This window comes from Rhodoplanes sp. Z2-YC6860 (assembly GCF_001579845.1).
GTDB lineage: Bacteria > Pseudomonadota > Alphaproteobacteria > Rhizobiales > Xanthobacteraceae > Z2-YC6860.
In genome coordinates, this window is the sequence record NZ_CP007440.1 from 5,155,605 (window position 1) to 5,177,070 (window position 21,466).

Consider the following 21,466-nt stretch of genomic DNA (forward strand, 5'->3'; position numbering starts at 1 on the left):
GGTAAAACCTGGGGCAAGTGCGGTCCGCCTTATGCGAGGGGTCGCCGGAGGGGGTCCGGCGCGCGAGGTGGTTCGGCCGGAGGGGACGACACAGGCGGATGGGGTCGATCGGCCGCTACATCTTTCGCACCACGTTTGGCGCCTTCCTGATGGTCCTGGTGGGTCTCACCGCGGCCATCTGGATGACCCAGGCGTTGCGCGACGTCGACCTCATGACCAACCAGGGTCAGACGGTGCTGGTGTTCATCGGCATCACAAGCCTCATCATTCCGAACCTCGTGATGGTCATCGCGCCCGTGGCATTGGTGGTCGCGGTAGCCCAGAACCTGCACAAGCTCGCCACCGATTCCGAAATCATCGTGATGAACGGCGCCGGCATGCGGCCGTGGGCCCTGCTCAAGCCGTTCATCGGCTGCACCATCGTCGCGTCCATCCTGCTCGCCTCGATCAGCGCCTATGTCGCGCCCGAGTGCCTGCGCACGCTCCGCCGCTGGCTGACCGAAGTCCGCACCGACCTCGTCAGCAATATCGTGCAGCCCGGCCGCTTCATGGCGATCGAGAACGGACTTGCCTTCAACATTCGAGAGCGCAAGCCCAATGGCCTACTCGTCGGTATCCTGATGGATGATCGCAGGGATCCGGCGCAGCGCGTCACAATTCTTGCCGAGCGCGGCGAGATTTTAAAGAACGATAAGGGCAGTTTCATTATTCTCGAAAACGGCAGCATCCAGCGCCACGAGTTGAAGCAGCGTGATCCCAATATCGTCTTGTTCGATCGTTACGCGTTCGATCTTTCGCAGTTCTCAGGCGGCCCGCAGGTCATCAAGTATTCGGTGCGCGAGCGCTATCTTTGGCAGCTCTGGAATCCCGACCCCAACGACCCGCTCTACAAGGAACAGCCCGGGCAATTCCGCGCCGAATTGCATGACCGGCTGCTCGCTCCAATCTACCCGCTGGCCTTCGTGCTGATCGCCTTTGCCCATCTTGGCGCGCCGCGCACCACGCGGCAGAGCGCGGTGTGGTCGATGACCGCCGTGATCCTCGGGGTCTCAGGTCTGCGGCTGATCGGCTTTACCAGCACGGTGTTCACGCTGAAGTATCCGGCGGCCGCGCTGGTTCAATATGCGGCGGTCATCGGCACCATCTTGACCAGCCTGTACTACATCTCGCGCGGGCTGATCATCGAGCCGCCGGTTTTCCTCACCACGGCTGTCGCCCGCATCAACGATTGGGTGGCCAAGCGCGTCGGCACCGTTGCGGGGGCCGCGCAATGACAATAACCGGGACGCTCGCCCGCTATTTCGGCATGCGCTTCCTCATCACGCTGGTGGCGGTGCTGCTCGGCATCTTCAGCCTGGTGATCCTGCTCGACTACGTCGAGACGATGCGCCGTTTCTCGGACGCGCCGAATGTCTCCGCGCTCATTGTGGCCAAGACCTCGCTGTTCCGCGTGCCGCAGATCACGGAGCGCATCCTGCCGTTCTGCGTGCTGATCGGGGCGATGTCCTGCTATCTCAGCCTGTCTCGAAAGCTCGAACTCGTCGTGTCGCGCGCCGCCGGCATGTCAGCCTGGCAATTCATCGCGCCGGCGGTGATCGTGGCGCTCGGCGTCGGCGTGATCGCCACCACGATCTACAATCCGATCGCCGCTGTCCTTCAGGAGAAGGCCAAGCGGCTCGAGGCCGATCTCACCGGCAACAACGAGGCCGGCCTGCAAGCCACCGTCAACGGCTTCTGGGTCAGCCAGCGCAGCGACAAGGGCCAGTCGATCCTCAACGCGCCGACGAGCCGCGATCAGGGCGCTGTCCTCAACAACGTCACCGCTTTCGTGTTCGATCACGACAACAGATTCCTGGAGCGGGTCGCGGCCGCCTCGGCGACGCTGCGGTCCGGCCACTGGCAGCTCGACGACGCGCTGGTCTACGCGCCGGGCGAGCCGCCGCGCGAAGTGGCACAGTACGATCTCGCCACCAACCTCACCCCCGAGCAGGTGCGCGAGACGTTCTCGACGCCCGAGACCGTGCCGTTCTGGCAGCTTCGCTACTTCATCGACATGGCCGAGCGCGCCGGGCTCACCGCGACCGGCTACCGCCTGCAGTATCAGAAGCTGCTGGCCCGTCCCTTCCAGCTCGCCGCCATGGTCATGCTGGCGGCCGCTTTCAGCCTGCGCTTCGTCCGCTTCGGCGGCGTCCAGAAGATGGTGCTTGGCGGCGTCGCCTGCGGATTTGCGCTCTATGTCATGTCGAAACTGACTGACGATCTCAGCACCGCGGAGCTCATTCCGCCGGTGGTGGCGGCATGGCTGCCGGCTGCGATCGGCGCGATGACCGGTTTTGTCGTGTTGCTGTACCAGGAGGACGGCTGATGGCTGGCCAGGCCAGCGCTCGTTCGTCCTCCTTCCTGTGTGTGTGGCGTCGGCGCGTAACCAAAACCGTTCTGATCCTGCTGAGTGCGGCGACTTTTGTCGCCGGCGTGAGCTTTGTCGCGACGCCTGCGAACGCTCAAATCGTGGTCTTCCCGACCCGACCGAAGCCGATCAAGCCGGCGCAGCAGAAACGGCCGAACGGCGAGAAGGCGCCGATGCTGCTGCAGGCGACCGAGGTGCAGTACGACTACACCAATAAGCGCGTCTCGGCCGTCAACAACGTGCAGATCTATCACGAGGGTTCCACCCTCGAAGCCGACAAGGTGATCTACGACGAGAACACCAAGCGGCTGCGCGCCGAAGGCAACGTGCGCATGACCGAGCCCGACGGCCGCATCACCTATGCGGACGTGATGGATCTGAGCGACGACTTCCGCGACGGCTTCGTCGACTCGCTGCGCCTCGACACGGCTGACGCGACCCGCATGGCCGCGGCGCGCGCCGACCGCTCCTCAGGCACGTTCACGGTCTTCCACTCCGGCGTCTACACGGCGTGCGAACCCTGCAAGGACGATCCGAAGAAGCCGCCGACCTGGCAGGTCAAGGCGGCGCGGATGATCCACGACGGCACCGAGAAGATGATCTATTTCGAGGACGCACGCCTCGAATTCTTCGGTCATCCGGTCGCCTATATGCCGTACTTCTCGGCGCCCGACCCGACCGTGAAGCGCAAGTCCGGCTTCCTGATGCCGACGCCGAGCTACAGCTCGATCTACGGGTTCGGCATGGAGGTGCCGTACTACTGGGCGCTCGCCCCTGATTACGACGTCACGTTCTCGCCGCGGGTGATGAGCAAGCAGGGCGTGCTGTTGCGCGGCGAATTCCGGCAGCGGCTGGTCGACGGCGCCTACTCGATCCGGGCTTCAGGCATTTATCAGCTCGACCGCGACGTATTCCTGCGCGACGCCGGCGCGCCGACGCCGGGCTACAAGGGCTTCCGCGGCTCGATCGAAACCACCGGCCAGTTCGCCCTCACCGACCGCTGGACCTGGGGTTGGGACGGCATCCTGTCGACCGATCCGACCTATTTCCAGGACTACCACCTGTCGACCTATCAGCGCGGCACCAATCTCCTGGCGAACGGGCTCACGGAGGGCGTGTCGCAGCTCTACCTCACCGGCCGCGGCGACCGCAGCTACTTCGACATCCGCGCGATGTACTTCATGGGCTTCTCGGAAGCCGACCACCAGTCGCAGATTCCGTACATCCATCCGGTGATGGACTACAGCTACATCTTCAACAACCCGGTGTTCGGCGGCGAGCTCGGCTATCGCGCCAACTTCACGAGCCTGACGCGCCAATCCGCCGCATTCGATCCGATCAGTTCAGTCGCGTTCGGCACAAATCAGTGCGCGATGATCAGCGCCGATCCGAGGCAGAAGACTCCGTCGAGCTGTCTGCTCCGCGGCTTCCCCGGCACATACACACGCGCCTCCGCCGACGTCACCTGGAAGCGCAGCATCACCGACCAGTTCGGCCAGGTATGGACGCCGTTCGCGACCTTGCGCGCCGATGCCGGCTACGCCTCGGTGGACAATCAGCCGGGCGTCTCGAACTTCATGAACACCGGCGACAACAGCCAGTTGCGCGTGATGCCGACCGTCGGTGTCGAGTACCGCTATCCGTTCATCAACGTGCAGTCATGGGGCACGCAGACCATCGAGCCGATGGCGCAACTGATCGCGCGCCCCAACGAGACCGGCATCGGCCGGCTGCCGAACGAAGACTCGCAGAGCCTGATCTTCGACGACACCAACCTGTTCCGGGTCGACAAGTTCGCCGGCTGGGACCGCGCCGAAGGTGGCGGCCGGGCCAACGTCGGCGTGCAGTACACCGCGCAGTTCAATCGCGGCGGCTTCGTCAACGCGCTGTTCGGCCAGTCCTACCAGCTGTTCGGCACCAACTCCTTTGCGGTCGGCGACAGCGCCAACACCGGCCTCAACAGCGGCCTCGACACCGACCGCTCCGACTATGTGGCGCGCTTGATGTACCAGCCGGACCGCGTCTGGTCGTTCACCACGCGCTTCCGCTTCGACCAGTCCACGTTTGACGTACAGCGCTTCGAGACCGAGGCGCGCGCGACGTTCGACCGCTGGTCGGTGTCGGTGCTCTACGGCGACTACGCTCCGCAGCCCCTGCTTGGCTTCCTCGACCGGCGTCAGGGCATCCTGACCAGTGGATCGATCAAGCTGACGCAGAACTGGGTCGCCAATGCCTCGGTCCGCTACGACCTTGCCGCCGAGAAGATCTCCGGAACGACTTTCGGCATCGGCTACATCGACGATTGCCTCATTGTCGCCCTGAACTACATGCGCAACTACACCTATAGCGGCGTTGCCACCCGCGATGACCGGATCATGCTGCAAATGACACTTCGCACTCTGGGCGGCGTGTCGGTTGGCCAGACTGTCAGCTCCGGTCAGTTATAGGCTATATAAAGAGAGCGCCGGAACGGTCCGGCGTTCCGCGGCGACGACCAATCGACCGCCCAAAGCATGCACAATGCGATGAAACTCAAATCTCCGATCCCGCTCCTTCGCCGCCTCGCCATGATCGCCACACTCGCACTCGCCGCCTGGGGCACGGTGCCGCAGGCCGCGCTGGCCCAGGGCGTTGCGGTCCTGGTCAACGGCGATCCGGTCACCGATTTCGACATCGAGCAGCGCACCAAGCTGGCGACGTTGAGCGGGCAGAAGGGAACGAGCCGCCAGCAGATCATCGAGGAGCTGATCAACGAGAAGCTCAAGATCCAGCTGCTCAAGCGCTACGCGATTCCGGATGTCGACAAGGACGTCGACAACGCCATGACCAACATGGCGCGCCGGATGCGGCAGAACTCCAGGGAGTTCGCCGATCAGCTGGCCAAGCAGGGCGTACAGATCGACACCCTGAAGTCGCGCATGAAAGCCGACATCATCTGGCAACAGCTCGTCCGCGGCCGTTTCCAGGCGAGCTTCCAGTTCAACGACAAGGACATCCAGCAGCGGCTGCAGGCCAAGCATCCGGAAGGCATCCCCGCCACCGCGGCCTATGACTACACACTGCGCCCGATCCTGTTCATCGTGCCGCGCGGCTCGCCGAGCGAGGCCTTCGCGGCCCGCGCCAAGGAGGCCGAAGCGCTGCGCGCTGAATTCCAGAATTGCGACGAAGGCATCTCTCGCGCGCGCGGCATGCGCTTTGTCGCGGTGCGGCCACCGGTGGTGAAGAACTCCGCCGAGCTGCCGGCCGCGCTCCGCGACATCCTGACCAAGACCGAAATCGGCCGGCTGACGCCGCCGGAGACAACCCAGCAAGGCGTCGAGGTCTATGCGGTGTGCAGCCGCAAGAATTCGGAAAACACCCCGGAGAAGAAGGAAATTCGCGACCAGCTCTACAACGAAACGTTCGAGAGGCTGTCGAAGGAATTCCTCAAGGAAATCCGCAGCCAGGCCATGATCGAATACAAACAAGCCAAGCCATGACGCTGCCACTCGCGCTGACGTTTGGTGAGCCCGCAGGCATCGGACCAGACATCACGCTTGCGGCCTGGTCGCGCCGCGCCGCTCTCGATCTGCCCCCGTTCTATGTGCTTGGCGATCCGCAGGCGCTCGAGCGCCGCGCCAAGGCGCTCGGGCTGAACCTGCCGATCGCGACCGCGACGCCGGCGACCGCGGTGAAGGCTTTCGCAACCGCCCTGCCCGTCGCCGATATCGGCATTCCGGCAACCGCCTCCCCCGGTCGCCCCGACGAAAGCAGCGCCGCAGCCGCGATCGGCTCGATCGACCGCGCGGTGGCCGACGTGCTCGCAGGCCGCGCCGCCGCGGTGGTCACCAATCCGATCGCCAAGAGCGTACTCTACAAGGCGGGCTTCACCGATCCGGGCCACACCGAATACCTGGCGCGGCTGTCGTTTCAGGAGACCGGCGATCCGGCGTGGCCTGTGATGATGCTGTGGGCGCCCGAGGTGGCCGTGGTGCCGGTGACGATCCACATGCCGTTCAAAGACGTGCCGCAGCACCTCACCCGCGATCTCATTTTCGAGACCGGCCGCGTGGTGGCGCGCGATCTGATCGACCGCTTCGGCATCGCGCAGCCGAGGATCGCAGTCGCAGGTCTCAACCCGCATGCCGGCGAGGACGGCACGATCGGCAAGGAGGACAATCTCATCGTGAAGCCCGCGATCGAGCGCCTCGTCGCCGACGGGATCGACGCGCGCGGGCCGCTTCCCGCCGACACCATGTTCCATGAGGCCGCTCGCAAGACCTACGACGTGGCGCTCTGCATGTATCATGACCAGGCGCTGATCCCGATCAAGACGCTGGCGTTCGATCATGGCGTCAACGTCACGCTCGGCCTGCCTTTCGTGCGCACCTCGCCGGATCACGGCACCGCCTTCGACATCGCCGGCAGCGGCAAGGCCGATCCATCGAGTCTGGTCGCGGCGTTGAAGCTTGCGGCGCGGCTTGCCGTGGCCGATCAGCGCAAGCAGCGGAAGCCGTTCGCCGCCCTCACATGAGCGCCCAAAAGAGCGCACCGGACAGCGCCAAGGACAACGCCGCCGACGGCCTGCCGCCGCTGCGCGAGGTGATCCGCCGCCACGATCTGTCGGCGAGGAAATCGCTCGGCCAGAATTTCCTGCTCGATCTCAACCTCACCGGCCGTATTGCCCGCGCGGCGGGCCCGCTCGACGGCGTCACCGTGGTCGAGATCGGCCCCGGCCCCGGCGGTCTCACCCGGGCGCTGCTCGCGGAAGGCGCACGCCGCGTGATCGCGGTCGAGCGAGACGAACGTGCGCTCGCGGCGCTGGCCGAGATCGCCGCACATTATCCGGATCGCCTGACTGTCGTTGCAGGCGACGCGATGGAGTTCGATCCGCGGCCGCATATCGATCGTGGTCCGGTGCGGATCGTCGCGAACCTTCCTTACAACATTGCAACGCCGCTCCTGATCGGCTGGCTCAGCGCCGAGCCGTGGCCACCCTGGTACGACCGTCTCGTGCTCATGTTTCAGCGCGAGGTGGCCGAACGGCTGGTGGCGCCACCGGGCGGCAAGCAATACGGCCGGCTGTCGGTGCTCACCTCATGGCGGGCACAGGCCAGGATCCTATTCGACGTGCACCCTTCGGCGTTCGTGCCGCCGCCGAAGGTGACGTCTTCGGTGGTGCAAATCGTCCCCCGCCCCGACCCGCTGCCCTGCAGCCGGCCGGTGCTGGAGCGCGTCACCGAGGCGGCCTTCGGCCAGCGGAGGAAGATGCTCCGTCAGAGCCTCAAGTCGCTCGGCACCGACCCGCTGCCGCTGCTCGCCGCCGCTGGCATTGAGCCCACTGCACGGGCCGAGGACATCCCAGTGGCCGGTTTTGCCGCCCTGGCCCGGGAATTTGCGGCATCGGGATACCGGTAACACCTCGATCTCGGTTCCATTCGTTGCCCTGCCGCAACAGGTGCCAATCAATAGGTAGGCATACGTAGTCGTGCGGACCTACCTGCCCTTGATTTGGTCATTGTTGCAGCGCAACATTTTTACGCCGGGGAATCAGAAGGAGCTTGGTATGACCTTGCACTTTCCCACTGGCGTACTCCGTCCCGCGTTGGCTTGTGTCACGGCGCTGCTGACCCTTTCTCTGGCCCAGGCTCATGGCCCGGCGGAATGGATCCAGCGCGGCGGCTACAAGAACGCGGCCGGAGAGTTGTGTTGCGGCGAGCGGGACTGCTTCGAGCTGACGGACGCGGACGTGAAGATCACTTCGTCCGGCTACTTGGTGGTCAGCATGAAGGAGACGATCCCGTTTCAGGAGGCGACCCCGTCGCCTGACGGTCACTACTGGCGCTGCCAATGGGGCGGCGCGCGGAAGTGCTTCTTCGCGCCTCCGGGCAGCACCTGACCGGAAACGCCGCGACAGCAACGCAAGCGTAGGAGACGACGCGTCTTAGAGTTCAGCCTGGAGGCGCCGCACAAAGGCGGACAGCCCCGTCTGGCGTTCGCGTTTCAGCCGCTCGGCAGCGAGAATGGCGCGCACCTCGCTGAAGGCGCGGTCGAGGTCGCGGTTGACCACGACATAGTCGTACTCGGCCCAGTGGCTCATCTCATCGCCCGCTTTGGCCATGCGAGCGCGGATCACCTTCTTGTCGTCGAGCGCGCGGGTGTGCAGCCGCCGGGCGAGTTCGCCGCTCGACGGCGGCAGGATGAACACGCTCACCAGATCGTCGCGGGCGCGCTCGCGAACCTGCTGCGTGCCTTGCCAGTCGATGTCGAACAGCACGTCGCGGCCGGCCTTCAGCGCCTTTTCCACCGGCTTCCTTGGCGTGCCGTAGCCGTTGCCGAACACTTCCGCATATTCCAGGAGATCGCCGGTTTTCACCATCTGATCGAACCGCTTGCGATCGATGAAGTGATAATGCCTGCCGTTGACCTCGCCGCGCCGCCTCGGCCGTGTCGTCACCGAGATCGACAGTTCGATATTGCGCTCGGTGGTGAGCAGCATCCGCGACAGCGTGGTCTTGCCCGCGCCGGACGGTGACGACAACACGAGCATCAGCCCGCGGCGGGCGATGATCTTGGACTTCGCGCGGGAGGGTCTGGCGCGGTTATCGGATCGAACGCGCGCCATCACTACTCCAGATTCTGAACCTGCTCGCGGAACTGCTCGACCACGGCCTTGAGGTCGAGGCCGATGTTGGTCAGCTCCAGGTCATTGGCCTTCGAGCACAGCGTATTGGACTCGCGGTTGAGCTCCTGCGCGAGGAAGTCGAGCTTTCGGCCGATCGGGCCGCCGCTCGCGATCAGCTTCTTGCCCTGCGCCACATGCGCCACGAGCCGGTCGAGCTCCTCGCGGATGTCGGCCTTGGTGGCGAGCAGAATGGCCTCCTGATGAAGGCGGTCGGCGTCGAAACGCTGCGAGCCGTCGAGCAGCTCGGCGATCTTCTCGGCAAGGCGGGCCTTGATCGCCTCGGGCTTCCGCCCGGGCGTCGCTTCCGCGCGCGCGGTGAGGCTTGCGATCTCGCTCAGCCGGTCGGTCAGAATTTTCCCAAGCGCGCTGCCTTCGGTGCGCCGCATCTCGGCGAGCCCCTTCAGCGCCTGCGTGAAGCCCGCAATGATCGCAGCCTCGGCCGCGGCGCGCTCCTCCTCGCTTTCTTCGGCGTCACTCACCTCGATCACACCCTTGAGCGAGAGAATGCCGTCGAGCGACGGCGGCGCGGCGTCGACCTTGCCGGACAGGCCCTTGAGAGTGGCCAGCACGGCCGCGAGCACCGGCTCGTTGACCCGCACCGCAGGCGCGGCGTTCTGGCGGCTGACCGTGAGATTGGCGAACACGCTGCCGCGCGACAGCGCCTCCGAGCCCTTGGCGCGCGCCGGTCCCTCGATCGCATCCCAGCCTGGCGGCAGGCGGAGCTTCAGATCAAGGCCCTTGGCGTTGACCGATTTCAGCTCCCACGCCCAGGCATAGGTGCCGGAGACACCGTGGCTGCGGGCAAAGCCGGTCATACTCGATAGCGTCATGCGACTGAGAATCCGTGCGAGGAATGCGCGCGGACCTTAGTGCATTTCTGCTGATCGCGCCAAATCGACCGGCGGCCGCGAATTCGCCCGACACGACCGCTGCTTGTTCTGGCCGGCCAGCAATTGGACGGCTATTCGGCCGTCGCGCCGGATACCCTGACGACCTCGCCCCAGCGAACGATTTCCGTCTTCACGAAGGCATCCAGCTCCTCCAGCGAGCCACTATGCATCGTCGTCATCCCGAGCTTGTCGACCGTGGACTTGAAGGCCTCCGACTTCACGATGGCGATAATCTCGTCATGCAGCTTCGATTGGACCGGAAGCGGCGTGCCGCCTGTGACTGCGATGCCGAGCCACGAGGCGGCGTTGAAGTTCGACAATCCCACCTCCGCCGCAGACGGCACGTCGGGGAGTACCGGCAGCCGCGCGCTGGTCCCTGCGAAGATCGGCCGGACCTTCCCGGCTTTCATGAGTTCGAGGCCCGAGATGAGATCGCAGAACATCACCGGCAGCTGTCCTGCCACCACGTCGGTCAGCGCGGGCAGCGTGCCGCGGTAAGGGATATGCGTCATATGGATGCCTGCAATCGACATCATCAGTTCCATAAACAGATGATGAGGCGAGCCGATGCCGGCGCTGGCATAAGACATCGGCTTGGCCTTGGCCTCTGCAATCAGGTCGGCGTAGGAGCGGATCGGCGACGCCGGATTGACCACCATCACAAGCGGCGAAGCCGCCACCAGCGCAAGCAGCTTGAGGTCAGTTTTCGGGTCGTAAGGCAGCTTCTTATAAAGGGAGTCATTGATCGCAAGCGGTGTGCTCGAACCCATCAGCAGCGTGTAGCCGTCAGGCGCCGCCTTGGCCACGACGTTCGTTCCAATCACGGTGCCGCCACCGGTCCGGTTCTCGACCAGGACCGGCTTGCCGAACTTTTCGCTGAGACTGTTTCCGATGTAGCGCGCGACGGTATCAAGCGTTCCCCCGGCCGCGTAGGGAACGACGATGGTCAAGGACCGCGAAGGATAGTCCTGCGCCCATGCGGCGCTCCCTGCCGCAATCGCGAAAACGGCCGCCGCCAGCGCGGATCGCGCCATTCGGTTGGACATCATTTGCTTCCACCTTTCCGTCGCGTTCCCGGCGAGGCGTGCAAAGCCTAATGAAACCCGCATAGAGCAGCCAATTACATAATCTCATGAATTGATGAGGAATGCCGGTGCCGGCGCGCTATAGCTTGCGCGGGTCGAGTGCCTTGCGCAGGCTGTCGAGTTCCGAGGCGGCCATGCTGATCTCGGCGTTGCGCAAGCGGCGCACGGCGTCGAGCTGCGCGAGAATGGCCGAAGCGACCTGCCGTGCCGCCGGCGTCAGCGTGCGGCGCCGGGACGATACGAAGTGCAACTCGCGAAACATGTCCGGCTCGTGCACGGCGCGGAACACCAAATTCTGGCGCGTCGCCGGAATCGCGGCGACGCTCGGCAGCAGCGCAAAACCCGCCCCTTGCTCCACGATCGCAACCAGCGCCGAGATGCTGGACGCCTCATAGCTCGGCTTGGGCAATGCCGCTGCGACCTCGGGATGTTTTTCGAGCGTGGTGCGAAGCGACGTGCCTTGCGCGAGGCTCGCGAACGGAAACCTCGTCAGGTCCTTCCAGGTCAGCTTGCGCTTGCGCGCCAGCGGGTGACTCTTGGCGCACAGGATCCCAGCCTGGTCCCGAAGCAGAAACCAGCTCTCCATCTCATTCGATGGCTGCGCGATGCTCGCCAGACCGAAATCAGCCTCACCCGCCGCAACCCTGCGCACCACCGCGTCGCCGATATCTTCCAGAATGCGCACCGAGATTCCGGGGAAAGACATGGCGAGCGTCGCGATCGAAGGCGCCACCACCAGTGAGATGACCGACGCTCCGGCCACCACGGCGACCGATCCCCGTTCACCCCGCGCCAGCGCATGAAGGTCCTCGACCGCGTTGGACAATTCATCCAGCAGCCGGTCGGCCAGCGGCAGGAACCCCGCGCCTGCGCTGGTCGGCTCGACCGAGCGGGTCGTCCTATGCAGCAGCTTGAGGCCGACCTCGGCCTCGAGCTCGCGAATCTGGAGCGTCAGGGTCGACTGGGACTGGTTCAGCCGTGCTGCCGCGCGGGTGAAACTCCCTTCCTTCGCGATCATCACGAAGGCGCGGAGCTGCTTCAGCGTGACGTTGCGCATATTCAGGAATACTCATAAATCCGGCCCATCATTTCAATTAGATCATTCATCACCGGGCCGCTAGGCTGCGTCACGACCCCTGCGGACCGCCGCAGGCCTTGGCGACACCCGAGCGGGAGCGGCAGCATGGCCACGGTCCAGCCTTCGAGCGACGGACGGTTGCAATTCCTCTGGTTCTTTCCGACCAGCGGCGAGGTGCGCTTCTTCGGTTCGGCCGAAGGCCAGCGCAAGACCGACAATCGCTATCTCCGCGTGGTGGCGCAGGCGCTCGACTCGCTTGGCTACTACGGCGCGCTGCTGCCCACCGGCAGCTTCTGCGAGGACGCCTGGGTGGTGGCCTCTTCGCTCGTCACTCACACCGAGCGGCTGCGCTTTCTGGTGGCGCTGCGGCCGGGATCGATCGTGCCGGCGGAATCCGCGCGGCAGGCTTCCGCCTTCGACCGCTTGAGCGACGGCCGGCTCCTGCTCAACGTCGTGACCGGCGGTGTCGCCGGCGACATGCACGGCGACGGCAACTTCCTCGATCACGATCAGCGCTATGCCCAGACCGCCGAATTTCTCCACATCTGGCGCCGCCTGATGCAGGGCGAGCGGGTGGATTTCTCGGGCAAGCATTTCAGCGCCCGCGAGGGGCGGCTGCACTTTCCACCGGTGCAGGAGCCCTACCCGCCGCTCTATTTTGGCGGCGCGTCACCGGTCGGTCGCGACGTCGCGGCCGAACAGTGCGACGTGTACCTCACCTGGGGCGAGCCGCCGGCGCAGGTCGCCGAGAGCATCGCCGACGTCATGCGGCGCGCCGCAGCCCGCGGCCGCACCATGCGCTTCGGCATCCGCCTGCACTTCATCGTTCGCGAAACCGATGAGAAGGCCTGGGCCGCCGCCGACGAACTGATCGCAAAAATTCCCGACGATATGATTGCGGCGGCGCAAGCCAAATTCAAAGTCGCCGATTCCGTCGGCCAGCGCAGGATGCAGGCGCTGCATGGCGGCAACCGCAGCAAACTCGAAATCAGCCCCAATCTCTGGGCCGGCATCGGCCTTGTGCGGTCGGGCTCGGCGACCGCGTTGGTCGGTTCGCCGCAAACCGTCGCAGCACGCTTGAAGGAATATCAAAGCCTCGGCATCGACACGGTGATCGGCTCCGGCTATCCGCACCTGGAGGAAGCCTATCGCGTGGCGGAGATGCTGTTTCCGTTGCTGCCGATCGCATCATCCGCGTCGGGCCGCGCAGAACTCCGTCCATCGGCGTATGGCGGCCGGGGCATGGCCGTGCTCACGCCCGAAGACATCGCACGCGCCAAGGAAAAGCAGCCTCTCCCCGCACAAGCGGGATCGTAGCCCTCTTCCGGAGATGCCTCACCGCGTGCGCGTTGCAGGAGCCGCCGGCGCTGCGGCGGCCGGCTGCGCTGCCGCACCCGCCGCCGTGCCTCTGGCTTGCTGCTCCAGCGCGCGCAGCCGCTGCACGTTCTTCTGGTGCTGGTCGTAGGTGTCGGCGAAGGCATGCCCGCCGGTACCGTCGGCGACGAAATACAATTCCTTGGTCCGCGCCGGATTGGCCGCGGCTTCGAGCGAGGCGCGCCCCGGATTGGCGATCGGACCGGGCGGCAGGCCCTCGATCGCATAAGTATTGTAGGGCGTGGGCTGCTCGATCTCGCTCTTCATGATCGGGCGGCCGAGCGAGCCTTTGCCGCCGACCAGGCCGTAGATGATGGTCGGATCGGATTGCAGCTTCATCTTCTGCCGCAGCCGGTTGACGAACACCGCGGCGACGCGCGTGCGCTCCTCGGTCTTGCCGGTTTCCTTCTCGACGATCGAGGCGAGCGTGACGAGCTGCTCCGGCGTCTTGATCGGCAGGTCGGGGCTTCGCCGCTCCCAGACCTCCTGGAGCACGCGGCGGTGATCCGCCTGCATGCGCTTGATCATCTGCTCGCGCGTGGTGCCGCGGGTGAAGCGGTAGGTCTCGGGCAACAGCGTGCCCTCGCGCGGCACGTCGCGAATGTTGCCGGCGAGCACGTCGTTCTCGGAGAGCCGCTGCACGATCTGGTCGGAGGTGAGCCCCTCCGCGATCGTGAGGGCGTGCTGCACCACCTTGCCCTCGACGATGGTGTCGACCACGTCCTTGAGGCTCGCGCCTTTGACGAATTTGTACTCGCCGTATTTCAGCTCGTGCTGCGACTTCACGATCATGGCGCCCGCGATGAACAGCAAGGGCTGATCGATGACGCCCTCGCGCGCCAGGAGGTCCGCGGTGTCGCGGATGCCGCCGCGCGGGACGTTGACGATGTGATCTTCGGTCGACGGTCCCGGCTCCTCGAAACGCTGCTTGCCGAGCACGAAGGCGCCACCGCCGCAGATCGCGATGATGAAGATCAGCGTCAGGAACAGATTGCCCACGATCACAAAAGGATTGCGGGTCCGTCTGGACGGCCGCATCAGCGACGGCATGGGCACGCTCTCCGGTTGCGCCGCGGCGCGCGGACTGCGCGCCGAAATCGGCCGGGGGTCGACGACCGGCACGCCATCGAGCGGTGTCGCCACCAGCGCAGGATAAGGGTCGTCCGCGTCTGTTGTCGCGCGGCCATTTTGCGGCGGTGGAACCGGAGGTGGCGGCGGCTGAATTGCAGGTTGCGGCGCGGATTGTGGCGGAGGCTGCGGCGCCACAGATTGGGCGGCCGGCGGCTGCGATGGCCGGCGTTTCGGGGGTTGTTGCTGCGTGGCGGCGGGCGCCGGCGCCCGAGCGCCTGGGCGTGGCGGCGGTGCCGCGGCCGCACGCGATGGCCGCTGCGCGCCAGCCGGTTGCGAGCTTGAGGGCCTTGCTTGTGTGGGGGCCTGGGCCGGCGGTCCGGCGCGACCGTTCCGTGCCGGCGTGGCGGGTGCCGGCTCAGCCTGCGGCTGAGGCCGCCGTTTCGGCAGAGCCGTGGCCGGCGTCGGACGCGGTTGGGATTGCGGCCGGGCGGCTTGTTGCTGCGGCGGACGCGCCTGCGCGCCGGGTGCGGCCGAACGCTGCGGCGGCTGGCCGGACGCGGGCGACGGCGGACGTCGTCCACCATTACCGCCGGGCGGCTGATTGGGCGTGTTCAACGCCGCTCCCCCGAATTCATGCCTGACGGGCCCCCATTCGCCGAAGTTCCGACGCCATCCGGCAGAGCCGGCTGCGGGCGCGCGGCCCCAAAATCCGCATGCATGTTTACAAATTTTCTTCTGCGTTGCCCACTATTTGTCGCAACGCATCCACGCCGGTTCAAATCAACACGCAAACCAAATGTGGCGAAAACTTGGTCAACCCCTGCGGCGCTTCCGCCGCAGTCCGAAATACCGCTCGCTATGCAGCGCGACGGAAGATCAGCGAGGCGTTGGTTCCACCGAACCCGAACGAATTGGACAAGACGACATCAATGTCGCGCTTGCGCGCCTTGTGCGGCACGAGATCGATCGGCGTCTCGACCGACGGATTGTCGAGGTTGAGCGTCGGCGGCGCGATGCCGTCACGCATCGCAAGCACCGAATAGATCGCCTCGACGGCACCGGCCGCGCCAAGCAGATGTCCGATCGCCGACTTGGTCGATGACATCGAGATGCGGCTGGCTGCATTGCCGACCACGCGCTCGACCGCGCCGAGCTCGATCTCGTCGCCGAGCGGCGTCGAGGTGCCATGCGCGTTGATGTAGTCGATGTCGCTCGGCTGGATGCCGGCACGCTTGATCGCTGCCTTCATGCAGCGATAGGCGCCATCGCCGTCCGAGGTCGGCGCGGTGATGTGAAAGGCATCGCCCGACATGCCGTAGCCGATCAGCTCGGCATAGATCTTGGCGCCGCGCGCCTTGGCGTGCTCGTACTCCTCGAGCACGACGCAGCCTGAGCCCTCGCCCATGACGAAGCCGTCGCGATCCTTGTCATAAGGCCGCGACGCCTTGGTCGGCTGGTCGTTGAAGCCGGTCGACAGCGCGCGCACGGCGGCGAAGCCCGCCATCGAGATCCGGTTGACCGGCGACTCGGTGCCGCCCGCCACCATGACGTCGGCATCGCCGAGCGCGATCAGCCGTCCGGCGTCGCCGATTGCGTGCGAGCCGGTCGAACACGCGGTGACCACCGCATGGTTCGGACCCTTCAGGCCGTGCTCGATCGAGACGTAGCCCGAGGCAAGATTGATGATGCGGCCGGGAATGAAGAACGGCGACACGCGGCGCGGCCCGCGCTCCTTCAGCGTGATCGCGGTCTCGGCGATGCCCTCGACGCCGCCGATGCCGGCACCGATCAAGACGCCGGTGTTGTATTGATCGTCCGCGGTCAGCGTCTTGGGATGCCAGCCCGCGTCGTCGAGCGCCTGCTTGGCCGCGCACATCGCGTAAACGATGAACTTGTCGACCTTGCGCTGCTCCTTCGGCTCCATCCACTGGTCGGCGTTGTAGGTGCCGCCCGTACCGTCGCCGACGGGAATCACGCCGGCGATCTGGCAGGAGATGTCAGACACCTCGAAGGTGTCGATCTTGCGCGCGCCGCTTTCGCCCGCAATCAACCGCGACCAGTTGTGTTCAACGCCGCAGCCGAGCGGCGTCACCATTCCCAGACCGGTGACGACAACGCGCCTCATCATCCTTTATCGAACCTCTTGGTTTGTCGTGGCGTCGCACAAATCGGTCTGCCACAGACGCAGGACCCGGCCGCTTGCGCGCCGGGCCCATCGTATCCCTCAAGCCGGGGAATTACCCGTCCGCCTCGGCACCGCTCGGAACGGCGATCCACAGGCACCCGGACGTCAGCTGCGTGCCCGGCACGCAACTGCGTTTCCAATCAACTCTTGGCGTTCTTCTCGAGAAACTTTACGGCATCGCCGACCGTCAAAATGGTTTCCGCAGCATCGTCCGGAATTTCACAGCCGAACTCTTCTTCGAAAGCCATCACAAGTTCGACCGTATCGAGACTGTCAGCCCCAAGATCATCAATGAAGCTCGCGCCTTCGACCACCTTGTCGGGCTCGACACCCAGGTGCTCCACGACAATCTTCTTCACCCGCTCGCCGATATCACTCATCGTCTGAACCTCTAGTTCGTTTTGCAGTGGGCTCGATCAACGATCCCGGTCAATGCGGCGCAAGCTTTTTGCCATCTAGACGGGGGGACTTCCACACGGCCGCGAGCGGACCGCTCAATCGCCCTCGCCTATCAGGACTTCCCCGCCAGGCCTTGGCTCGGTTAACACACTTCCAAAGGCTTGGAAAGCCAAGGGGCCGTTGCGTGGGGATTGCTTTTTTGCCCATTAGATCATTGCCATACCGCCGTTGACGTGCAGGGTCTGTCCGGTCACGTAGGCGGCTTCATCGGAAGCAAGATAAACCACCGCGGCCGCAACATCCGTTCCCGCACCGAGTCGACCGGCCGGAACCATGGTGAGGATCGCTTCGCGCTGCTTGTCGTTGAGCTTGTCGGTCATCGGCGTCGCGATGAAGCCCGGTGCGACGCAATTCGCGGTGACACCGCGCTTGGCGTATTCCTTGCCGATCGACTTGAACATGCCGATCATGCCGGCCTTGGTCGCGGTGTAATTGGCCTGGCCCGGATTGCCGGTGACGCCGACCACCGAGGTGATGCCGATGATGCGGCCGAAGCGGCGGCGCATCATCGCCTTCACGGAGGCGCGCGCCAGACGGAACGTGGCCGTGAGGTTGACGGCGAGAACCTGGTCCCAGTCCTCGTCCTTCAGCGCAACGAACAGGTTGTCCTTGGTGATACCGGCATTGGCCACCAGGATATCGACCTGGCCCAACGCCTTCTCGGCATCGGGCACCAGGGCTTCCACAGAATCCTTGTTGGTCAGATCGCAAGGCAGCACCGGCGCGCCGCCAAGATCGGCCGCGATCTTTTCCAACGCCTCGCGCCGCGTGCCGGACACCGCGACCTTGGCGCCCTGCTGATGCAGCGCGCGCGCGATGTCGCCGCCGATGCCGCCGGTCGCACCGGTCACGAGCGCCGTCTTGCCGGTCAGGTTGAACATCGAAGCCTCCCGAGCCCTTAGAACTATTCGCGTAAATCTTATGAACGTTTGGCCTTGAAGGCGGCCACGTCATCCGGCGTGCCGATCGGAGTGCCGGTCGCACCGTCGGCGATGCGCTTGAGCAGCCCGGTCAGCACCTTGCCGGCGCCAAGCTCGTAGAATGTGGTGACGCCCTGCCCCGCCATGTAGGCCGCACACTCGCGCCAGCGCACCGTGCCGGTGACCTGCTCGACCAGCCGCTTCACGATCTCCTTCGGATCGCTGATCGGCTGCGCCAGCACGTTCGCCACCACAGGCACCGCAGGCACCTTTATATTGGTCTTGCCGAGTGCTTCGGCCATCGCGTCGGCCGCGGGCTGCATCAGCGCGCAATGGAAGGGCGCGGACACCTGCAGCATCATCGCGCGCTTGGCGCCTTTCGCCTTGGCAATCTCGACGGCGCGCTCGACTGCGGATTTGTTGCCCGACACGACCACCTGACCGCCGCCATTGTCGTTGGCGGCCTGGCAGACCTCACCCTGGGCGGCTTCGGCTGCGACCGCGCTCGCGGCCTCAAGCTCGAGACCGAGCAGAGCCGCCATCGCGCCAGTGCCAACCGGCACCGCCTTCTGCATCGCGCTGCCGCGGATGCGCAAAAGCTTGGCAGCGTCCGTGATGCTGAACGCGCCGGCCGCGGCCAGCGCCGAGTATTCGCCGAGCGAATGCCCGGCGACGAACTTGGCGTCGCGCTTGATGTCGACGCCGGCCTCGGCTTCCAGCACGCGCATCACCGCGACCGACACCGCCATCAGCGCCGGCTGGGCGTTCTCGGTGAGCGTCAGCTTGTCGGCCGGCCCGTCCCACATGGTTGCGGTAAGCTTTTCGCCGAGCGCCGCATCGACCTCGTCGAACACGGCGCGCGCGGGTGCAAAGGCCTCGGCCAATGCCTTGCCCATGCCAACCGCCTGGCTGCCCTGGCCCGGGAACACAAAGGCTGCCGTCATCGCTTGATCCCTGCCTGATCATATTTCGCAAAATCGCGCCGGAAAGGCCCGATCTGGCAGGGCATGTCAAGTCTGTGACACGGCGGCGCAGCGCCGTTTGCGAGCCGGCGAACTTCCGCTTATCGCGCGCTCGCGGCGCCTGGCGCCGCCAAGGTCTTCACGAGGCGGTACAGAAACTCCTTGCTCCGATAGAGCTCTTTGACGCCCACGTGCTCGTTGACGCCATGTACCCCGCTGTTTGCGCCATCGGTGAATAATCCTGAAACCCCATAGGACGGAATCCCAGCATTGCGGAGCCACCGGCTGTCCGTGTAACCGCCGGACATGGTGGGGATCACCGGAACTCCCGGCCACATCTCGCCCGTCAAAGTTTCGACCGCGCGCATCACGTCCGGATTGATCGGCGAGGCCGGACTCAGCACAGCGCGGCCTTTCGGGGCGACCTTAACGTTGTCATCCGCGATGACGCGTTCGAGCGTACGCTGGACCTCGGCAACGTCCTGATCAGGCAAAATCCGACAGTTGACGGTGGCCCGGGCGGTTTGCGGAAGCGCGTTCTCGGCGTGCCCCGCATCCAGCAGCGTTGGAACGCACGTGGTCCGGATCACCGCATTGAATTCCGGACGCGTCGTAAGCGCCATCATGGCCGTGGCGTCGTTGGTTTGCCCGGCCAGCATCGCCTCAATGGCAGCCGCTGTCGGCTGCTTCTCGAAGGCGACCACGCGCTCGAAGAAGGCTCGGGTGATGGCATTCAGGTTTATGGGAAAGTCGAACTGGCTGAGCCGATGCAACGCCTCGGCCAACCGGTAGATGCCGTTGTCGCGTCGCCCCGATGCACTATGACCGCCGCGGTCCGTCACCTCCATCACGTAGGTCTGATAAACCTTCTCGGCATGCTGGATCGACAGTCGGGCCGGCTTGCCGTCGCGCATCGCGCCGCTCCCGCCTTCGTTGATCGCAAGCTCGGCATCGATCAGGGCGCGATGATGGTCGAGCAGGTAATGCGCCCCGTCATGCGGCGAGTCGGAAAGCTCTTCGTCGGTGGTGAGCGCCAGGATGATGTCGCGATCCGGCTTGAATCCCTCCTGGCGATATTCGAGCAGGTTGGCGACGAAGATCGAGGCCATTGCTTTGTCATCGATGCTGCCGCGGGCACGAAATTGACCGTCGATCTCCTGCAGCTTGAACGGATCGAAACTCCAGTCCTCACGCTTGGCCTCGACCACGTCGAGGTGGGCGATCAGCAGGATCGGTTTGCGCGCGCCGGTGCCACGCAGGCGGGCGACCAGGTTGCCTTTGCGCGGCCCGGACGAGATGACCTGGATGTCTGCGGCCGGGAAACCGCCGGCCTTGAGACGTGCTGCCATAGCCTCCGCGGCCCGCAGGGTGTCGCCCGTTGAATCGGTCGTATTGATCTCGACAAGTTCCTGGTAGATGTCGCGGAAGGTTTGCCGGTCCGCTGCGGTCTCCGCCCCGAGCGGGGCCATCAGCAACAGCATGATCGCTAGTGGCCAAACAAACAGACCGGCGCCGTCCGATGCTCCCTGCAGGAACCGACGACGAGCAGGTTTCATCATGGGCAGGCCCCAAGGTTGGCACCGGTGCGCGTGAATGCTCCAAGCGCTATACGCGCGCTACTTCATGCCGACCAGCGTCGGGTCCGCAAACCACGACTGCGCCGACACAAGCGCTGCCGGATCGGAATGAGCCCGATGGTGTCGAACTTGGCTTTGTGGTCCGCATCTCAATAGCCATCGTAGCGCGACAACTCCGCGAGCTAGCGCGGCACGATGCGCGTGAGCTCGAACGGTCCTGTGCCGGCTGGCGGGAACAACGCAACATTGCTCCAGTCGCAACCGCCTTTCCCGAACGAAGGGCACGACGTGAACAGGATGTAGACCGCCACATAGGGGACGTAGAACGCGGCCTCCTTGGTGACAATCGCAACGGTGGCGACGTCGATCTTGCGGTATGACGCCAGCACCAGCACGCGGGCGCGCGTCATGCCGCGGCGGACGGCTCGCACTGCGGGCTGTCGTCTTGAAGTTGCGGTGGCGGTCGGAATATCGGTCGCCGTCATGGCGATGCGCAACACGCCCTCGGCTTTCGCTTGGCTCTCTGCCAGTATCGCACCCGTCAAAGCCAGTGCGAAAAGCTGAGCGTTCCTCATCGCCTTCCTCTCTGATCGCGCATGAAGTTCCGGCGTTTTCAGAGCAAGACAGGGGCCAGGGCAGAGCCTTTAGGCCATATGCCGCGATCGTCGAACGGCTGAAATCCTTTTAGAATCAATCCATTGGCCGCCGATTTGCAGGCGGAATCGGAAAGCCCGCCCCGGCCGCCCGGCGCTTGCGTTTCGGCCGAAAGCCCTTATAACCCCTGCATTCCGTCG

19 protein-coding genes are annotated in these 21,466 nt (G+C 65.1%); 8 read left to right on the forward strand and 11 right to left on the reverse strand.

Features of this window, described 5'->3' with window-relative positions; translation table 11 throughout:
* Positions 1-98: 98 nt before the first annotated feature.
* From lptF to RHPLAN_RS24230, 7 genes are all read left to right on the forward strand, one after another.
* Positions 99-1,274 carry an LPS export ABC transporter permease LptF gene (lptF, locus tag RHPLAN_RS24200; protein ID WP_068023145.1) on the forward strand — a complete coding sequence of 392 codons (1,176 nt, stop codon included), beginning with the start codon at positions 99-101 and terminating at the stop codon, positions 1,272-1,274.
* Positions 1,271-2,365, forward strand: coding sequence for an LPS export ABC transporter permease LptG (gene lptG / locus RHPLAN_RS24205; RefSeq protein ID WP_068023148.1), 1,095 nt, complete (start codon positions 1,271-1,273; stop codon positions 2,363-2,365). Before lptF ends, lptG begins: the two co-directional genes overlap by 4 nt.
* The gene (locus RHPLAN_RS24210; protein ID WP_068023150.1) at positions 2,365-4,854 is read left to right on the forward strand and encodes an LPS-assembly protein LptD; all 2,490 of its coding nucleotides are present in this window, start codon (positions 2,365-2,367) and stop codon (positions 4,852-4,854) included. Before lptG ends, RHPLAN_RS24210 begins: the two co-directional genes overlap by 1 nt.
* Positions 4,855-4,932: 78 nt before the next feature.
* The gene (locus tag RHPLAN_RS24215; protein ID WP_068031762.1) at positions 4,933-5,886 is read left to right on the forward strand and encodes a peptidylprolyl isomerase family protein; all 954 of its coding nucleotides are present in this window, start codon (positions 4,933-4,935) and stop codon (positions 5,884-5,886) included.
* Entirely contained in the window at positions 5,883-6,920 is a 1,038-nt protein-coding gene (pdxA, locus tag RHPLAN_RS24220) for a 4-hydroxythreonine-4-phosphate dehydrogenase PdxA (RefSeq protein WP_068023152.1), read from the forward strand. The genes RHPLAN_RS24215 and pdxA overlap by 4 nt, the downstream gene beginning before the upstream one ends.
* Positions 6,917-7,804, forward strand: a complete 888-nt coding sequence (gene rsmA, locus RHPLAN_RS24225; RefSeq protein ID WP_068023154.1) for a 16S rRNA (adenine(1518)-N(6)/adenine(1519)-N(6))-dimethyltransferase RsmA — start codon at positions 6,917-6,919, stop codon at positions 7,802-7,804. The genes pdxA and rsmA overlap by 4 nt, the downstream gene beginning before the upstream one ends.
* 70 nt (positions 7,805-7,874) lie before the next feature.
* Positions 7,875-8,285 (forward strand): hypothetical protein, encoded by a 411-nt coding sequence (locus RHPLAN_RS24230; protein WP_068023157.1) that lies wholly within the window; start codon positions 7,875-7,877, stop codon positions 8,283-8,285.
* 45 nt (positions 8,286-8,330) lie between these two features.
* On the opposite strand, the gene gmk is transcribed toward RHPLAN_RS24230, so the two are convergent.
* From gmk to RHPLAN_RS24250, 4 genes are all read right to left on the reverse strand, one after another.
* Positions 8,331-8,936, reverse strand: coding sequence for a guanylate kinase (gmk, locus tag RHPLAN_RS24235; protein WP_237180216.1), 606 nt, complete (start codon positions 8,934-8,936; stop codon positions 8,331-8,333).
* A 77-nt stretch (positions 8,937-9,013) separates the two neighbouring features.
* On the reverse strand, positions 9,014-9,901 hold the full coding sequence (locus RHPLAN_RS24240) for a YicC/YloC family endoribonuclease (RefSeq protein ID WP_068023163.1): 888 nt from the start codon (positions 9,899-9,901) through the stop codon (positions 9,014-9,016).
* Between the two features lie 131 nt (positions 9,902-10,032).
* Positions 10,033-11,010, reverse strand: a complete 978-nt coding sequence (locus tag RHPLAN_RS24245) for a Bug family tripartite tricarboxylate transporter substrate binding protein (protein WP_198164470.1) — start codon at positions 11,008-11,010, stop codon at positions 10,033-10,035.
* Between the two features lie 115 nt (positions 11,011-11,125).
* Positions 11,126-12,103, reverse strand: a complete 978-nt coding sequence (locus RHPLAN_RS24250; protein ID WP_068023173.1) for a LysR family transcriptional regulator — start codon at positions 12,101-12,103, stop codon at positions 11,126-11,128.
* 126 nt (positions 12,104-12,229) lie between these two features.
* On the opposite strand from RHPLAN_RS24250, the gene ssuD reads away from it, so the two are divergent.
* Positions 12,230-13,441 (forward strand): FMNH2-dependent alkanesulfonate monooxygenase, encoded by a 1,212-nt coding sequence (gene ssuD, locus RHPLAN_RS24255; RefSeq protein ID WP_068023175.1) that lies wholly within the window; start codon positions 12,230-12,232, stop codon positions 13,439-13,441.
* Between the two features lie 18 nt (positions 13,442-13,459).
* On the opposite strand, the gene mltG is transcribed toward ssuD, so the two are convergent.
* From mltG to RHPLAN_RS24295, 7 genes are all read right to left on the reverse strand, one after another.
* A complete protein-coding gene (mltG, locus tag RHPLAN_RS24260) occupies positions 13,460-14,548 on the reverse strand; it encodes an endolytic transglycosylase MltG (protein WP_084246615.1) in 1,089 nt (362 codons plus the stop codon).
* 877 nt (positions 14,549-15,425) lie between these two features.
* On the reverse strand, positions 15,426-16,694 hold the full coding sequence (gene fabF, locus RHPLAN_RS24270; protein WP_068031766.1) for a beta-ketoacyl-ACP synthase II: 1,269 nt from the start codon (positions 16,692-16,694) through the stop codon (positions 15,426-15,428).
* A gap of 200 nt (positions 16,695-16,894) precedes the next feature.
* Complete coding sequence (locus RHPLAN_RS24275) at positions 16,895-17,134, reverse strand: acyl carrier protein (RefSeq protein ID WP_068023183.1); 240 nt, start codon at positions 17,132-17,134, stop codon at positions 16,895-16,897.
* Positions 17,135-17,359: 225 nt separating this feature from the next.
* Complete coding sequence (gene fabG, locus RHPLAN_RS24280; protein ID WP_068023186.1) at positions 17,360-18,094, reverse strand: 3-oxoacyl-[acyl-carrier-protein] reductase; 735 nt, start codon at positions 18,092-18,094, stop codon at positions 17,360-17,362.
* Between the two features lie 38 nt (positions 18,095-18,132).
* The gene (gene fabD / locus RHPLAN_RS24285) at positions 18,133-19,077 is read right to left on the reverse strand and encodes an ACP S-malonyltransferase (RefSeq protein ID WP_068023189.1); all 945 of its coding nucleotides are present in this window, start codon (positions 19,075-19,077) and stop codon (positions 18,133-18,135) included.
* Between the two features lie 119 nt (positions 19,078-19,196).
* Complete coding sequence (locus RHPLAN_RS24290; RefSeq protein ID WP_068023192.1) at positions 19,197-20,576, reverse strand: M20/M25/M40 family metallo-hydrolase; 1,380 nt, start codon at positions 20,574-20,576, stop codon at positions 19,197-19,199.
* Positions 20,577-20,854: 278 nt separating this feature from the next.
* A complete protein-coding gene (locus tag RHPLAN_RS24295; protein ID WP_068023195.1) occupies positions 20,855-21,247 on the reverse strand; it encodes a hypothetical protein in 393 nt (130 codons plus the stop codon).
* Positions 21,248-21,466 lie beyond the last annotated feature (219 nt).

Excerpts from the sequence above, each read along its gene's own strand:
- gmk (WP_237180216.1), bottom strand. The coding sequence starts at position 8,936 with ATGCTCGTGTTGTCGTCACCGTCCGGCGCGGGCAAGACCACGCTGTCG.
- RHPLAN_RS24290 (WP_068023192.1), bottom strand. The coding sequence starts at position 20,576 with ATGCTGTTGCTGATGGCCCCGCTCGGGGCGGAGACCGCAGCGGACCGG.
- fabF (WP_068031766.1), bottom strand. The coding sequence starts at position 16,694 with ATGAGGCGCGTTGTCGTCACCGGTCTGGGAATGGTGACGCCGCTCGGC.
- RHPLAN_RS24275 (WP_068023183.1), bottom strand. The coding sequence starts at position 17,134 with ATGAGTGATATCGGCGAGCGGGTGAAGAAGATTGTCGTGGAGCACCTG.
- ssuD (WP_068023175.1), top strand. The coding sequence starts at position 12,230 with ATGGCCACGGTCCAGCCTTCGAGCGACGGACGGTTGCAATTCCTCTGG.
- rsmA (WP_068023154.1), top strand. The coding sequence starts at position 6,917 with ATGAGCGCCCAAAAGAGCGCACCGGACAGCGCCAAGGACAACGCCGCC.
- pdxA (WP_068023152.1), top strand. The coding sequence starts at position 5,883 with ATGACGCTGCCACTCGCGCTGACGTTTGGTGAGCCCGCAGGCATCGGA.
- fabD (WP_068023189.1), bottom strand. The coding sequence starts at position 19,077 with ATGACGGCAGCCTTTGTGTTCCCGGGCCAGGGCAGCCAGGCGGTTGGC.
- RHPLAN_RS24210 (WP_068023150.1), top strand. The coding sequence starts at position 2,365 with ATGGCTGGCCAGGCCAGCGCTCGTTCGTCCTCCTTCCTGTGTGTGTGG.
- fabG (WP_068023186.1), bottom strand. The coding sequence starts at position 18,094 with ATGTTCAACCTGACCGGCAAGACGGCGCTCGTGACCGGTGCGACCGGC.
- RHPLAN_RS24250 (WP_068023173.1), bottom strand. The coding sequence starts at position 12,103 with ATGCGCAACGTCACGCTGAAGCAGCTCCGCGCCTTCGTGATGATCGCG.
- RHPLAN_RS24295 (WP_068023195.1), bottom strand. The coding sequence starts at position 21,247 with ATGAGGAACGCTCAGCTTTTCGCACTGGCTTTGACGGGTGCGATACTG.
- lptG (WP_068023148.1), top strand. The coding sequence starts at position 1,271 with ATGACAATAACCGGGACGCTCGCCCGCTATTTCGGCATGCGCTTCCTC.
- mltG (WP_084246615.1), bottom strand. The coding sequence starts at position 14,548 with ATGCCGTCGCTGATGCGGCCGTCCAGACGGACCCGCAATCCTTTTGTG.
- RHPLAN_RS24240 (WP_068023163.1), bottom strand. The coding sequence starts at position 9,901 with ATGACGCTATCGAGTATGACCGGCTTTGCCCGCAGCCACGGTGTCTCC.
- RHPLAN_RS24215 (WP_068031762.1), top strand. The coding sequence starts at position 4,933 with ATGAAACTCAAATCTCCGATCCCGCTCCTTCGCCGCCTCGCCATGATC.
- RHPLAN_RS24245 (WP_198164470.1), bottom strand. The coding sequence starts at position 11,010 with ATGATGTCCAACCGAATGGCGCGATCCGCGCTGGCGGCGGCCGTTTTC.
- lptF (WP_068023145.1), top strand. The coding sequence starts at position 99 with ATGGGGTCGATCGGCCGCTACATCTTTCGCACCACGTTTGGCGCCTTC.